The sequence below is a fragment of the Peribacillus sedimenti genome (genome assembly GCF_046237635.1).
GTDB classification, from domain to species: Bacteria; Bacillota; Bacilli; order Bacillales; family DSM-1321; genus Peribacillus; species Peribacillus sedimenti.
In genome coordinates this window covers 95,001-97,500 of sequence record NZ_CP143547.1, presented here as the reverse complement: position 1 = coordinate 97,500, position 2,500 = coordinate 95,001, and the positions used below count along the sequence as shown (strand labels likewise).

The following is a 2,500-nucleotide window of genomic DNA, read 5'->3' as shown; positions in this document are numbered from 1 at the left end:
CCGGCAGTCACCTTAGAGTGCCCAACTGAATGCTGGCAACTAAGATCAAGGGTTGCGCTCGTTGCGGGACTTAACCCAACATCTCACGACACGAGCTGACGACAACCATGCACCACCTGTCACTCTGTCCCCCGAAGGGGAACGCCCTATCTCTAGGGAAGTCAGAGGATGTCAAGACCTGGTAAGGTTCTTCGCGTTGCTTCGAATTAAACCACATGCTCCACCGCTTGTGCGGGCCCCCGTCAATTCCTTTGAGTTTCAGCCTTGCGGCCGTACTCCCCAGGCGGAGTGCTTAATGCGTTTGCTGCAGCACTAAAGGGCGGAAACCCTCTAACACTTAGCACTCATCGTTTACGGCGTGGACTACCAGGGTATCTAATCCTGTTCGCTCCCCACGCTTTCGCGCCTCAGCGTCAGTTACAGACCAGAGAGTCGCCTTCGCCACTGGTGTTCCTCCACATCTCTACGCATTTCACCGCTACACGTGGAATTCCACTCTCCTCTTCTGCACTCAAGTCCCCCAGTTTCCAATGACCCTCCACGGTTGAGCCGTGGGCTTTCACATCAGACTTAAAGGACCGCCTGCGCGCGCTTTACGCCCAATAATTCCGGACAACGCTTGCCACCTACGTATTACCGCGGCTGCTGGCACGTAGTTAGCCGTGGCTTTCTGGTCAGGTACCGTCAAGGTGCCAGCAGTTACTCTGGCACTTGTTCTTCCCTGACAACAGAGCTTTACGACCCGAAGGCCTTCTTCGCTCACGCGGCGTTGCTCCGTCAGACTTTCGTCCATTGCGGAAGATTCCCTACTGCTGCCTCCCGTAGGAGTCTGGGCCGTGTCTCAGTCCCAGTGTGGCCGATCACCCTCTCAGGTCGGCTACGCATCGTCGCCTTGGTGGGCCATTACCCCACCAACTAGCTAATGCGCCGCGGGCCCATCTGTAAGTGACAGCCGAAACCGTCTTTCCATCCTCCCCCATGCGGGGGAAGAACCTATCCGGTATTAGCTCCGGTTTCCCGAAGTTATCCCAGTCTTACAGGCAGGTTGCCCACGTGTTACTCACCCGTCCGCCGCTGACTTTCGGGAGCAAGCTCCCTTCTGTCCGCTCGACTTGCATGTATTAGGCACGCCGCCAGCGTTCGTCCTGAGCCAGGATCAAACTCTCCGATAGAATTTGTGACGCACATGGATGTGCTAACATCGGCGTTGTCACAGGACGTGACGATCTTAGCCGATGATCCTTAACTCATGTACTTTTAAAGTGTGTACTCACTATTATTTAGACGTCTTATTTCTTATAGAAGAAACAAGAATCTGGCGCTTGTTTTGTTCAGTTTTCAAAGAGCAATCGTTACTTAGTATTTTATAAGCAACTTTTATATATTAACAGGCTGAATAACCAATGTCAATATGATTGGTGGAGCCTAGCGGGATCGAACCGCTGACCTCCTGCGTGCAAGGCAGGCGCTCTCCCAGCTGAGCTAAGGCCCCACATAATTATAAATAATGGTCGGGAAGACAGGATTCGAACCTGCGACCCCTTGGTCCCAAACCAAGTGCTCTACCAAGCTGAGCTACTTCCCGTAATATGGCGCGCCCGAAAGGAGTCGAACCCATAACCTTCTGATCCGTAGTCAGACGCTCTATCCAATTGAGCTACGGGCGCATATGTTATAAATGGTGCCGAGGACCGGAATCGAACCGGTACGGTAGTCACCTACCGCAGGATTTTAAGTCCTGTGCGTCTGCCAGTTCCGCCACCCCGGCTAAATAAGTTTGGAGCGGAAGACGGGATTCGAACCCGCGACCCCAACCTTGGCAAGGTTGTATTCTACCACTGAACTACTTCCGCATAAATGGTGCGGGTGAAGGGAGTCGAACCCCCACGCCTTGCGGCGCCAGATCCTAAGTCTGGTGCGTCTGCCAATTCCGCCACACCCGCATATAATGGTGAGCCATGAAGGACTCGAACCTTCGACCCTCTGATTAAAAGTCAGATGCTCTACCGACTGAGCTAATGGCTCGTACCTAATGGTGCCGGCAAGAGGACTTGAACCCCCAACCTACTGATTACAAGTCAGTTGCTCTACCAATTGAGCTACACCGGCATAAATATGGTGGAGGATGACGGGATCGAACCGCCGACCCCCTGCTTGTAAGGCAGGTGCTCTCCCAGCTGAGCTAATCCTCCAATACTACATGCTTGGCGACGTCCTACTCTCACAGGGGGAGATCCCCCAACTACCATCGGCGCTGAAGAGCTTAACTTCCGTGTTCGGAATGGGAACGGGTGTGACCTCTTCGCCATCGTCACCAAACATATAAAGGAACGTTGTTCCTTCAAAACTAGATAACAGGTAAGGTTTTTTGCATGTTTTCAAAACAATGGTTAAGTCCTCGATCTATTAGTATCAGTCAGCTCCACGTGTCACCACGCTTCCACCCCTGACCTATCAACCTGATCATCTTTCAGGGATCTTACCAGCTTGCGCCATGGGA

Annotated in this window: 9 tRNA genes and 3 rRNA genes (2 of these 12 only partly in view); all 12 read right to left on the bottom strand. The window is 52.8% G+C overall.

The features are described from left to right. Positions 1-1,172: ribosomal RNA gene (locus V1500_RS00525) — 16S ribosomal RNA — on the bottom strand (it extends 378 nt beyond the left edge of the window). 244 nt (positions 1,173-1,416) lie between these two features. Then, positions 1,417-1,492: transfer RNA gene (locus V1500_RS00520), tRNA-Ala, on the bottom strand. A 16-nt stretch (positions 1,493-1,508) separates the two neighbouring features. After that, positions 1,509-1,585, bottom strand: a tRNA-Pro gene (locus V1500_RS00515). Between the two features lie 5 nt (positions 1,586-1,590). Next, a tRNA-Arg gene (locus tag V1500_RS00510) sits at positions 1,591-1,667 on the bottom strand. 12 nt (positions 1,668-1,679) lie between these two features. Beyond that, a tRNA-Leu gene (locus V1500_RS00505) sits at positions 1,680-1,768 on the bottom strand. A gap of 10 nt (positions 1,769-1,778) precedes the next feature. Further along, a tRNA-Gly gene (locus V1500_RS00500) sits at positions 1,779-1,853 on the bottom strand. Positions 1,854-1,858: 5 nt separating this feature from the next. Then, positions 1,859-1,943: transfer RNA gene (locus V1500_RS00495), tRNA-Leu, on the bottom strand. A gap of 6 nt (positions 1,944-1,949) precedes the next feature. Then, a tRNA-Lys gene (locus V1500_RS00490) sits at positions 1,950-2,025 on the bottom strand. A gap of 8 nt (positions 2,026-2,033) precedes the next feature. Continuing rightward, positions 2,034-2,109: transfer RNA gene (locus V1500_RS00485), tRNA-Thr, on the bottom strand. Between the two features lie 7 nt (positions 2,110-2,116). Beyond that, positions 2,117-2,192, bottom strand: a tRNA-Val gene (locus tag V1500_RS00480). A 10-nt stretch (positions 2,193-2,202) separates the two neighbouring features. Next, positions 2,203-2,319, bottom strand: a 5S ribosomal RNA gene (rrf, locus tag V1500_RS00475). Positions 2,320-2,386: 67 nt separating this feature from the next. Continuing rightward, positions 2,387-2,500: ribosomal RNA gene (locus V1500_RS00470) — 23S ribosomal RNA — on the bottom strand (it continues 2,832 nt past the right edge of the window).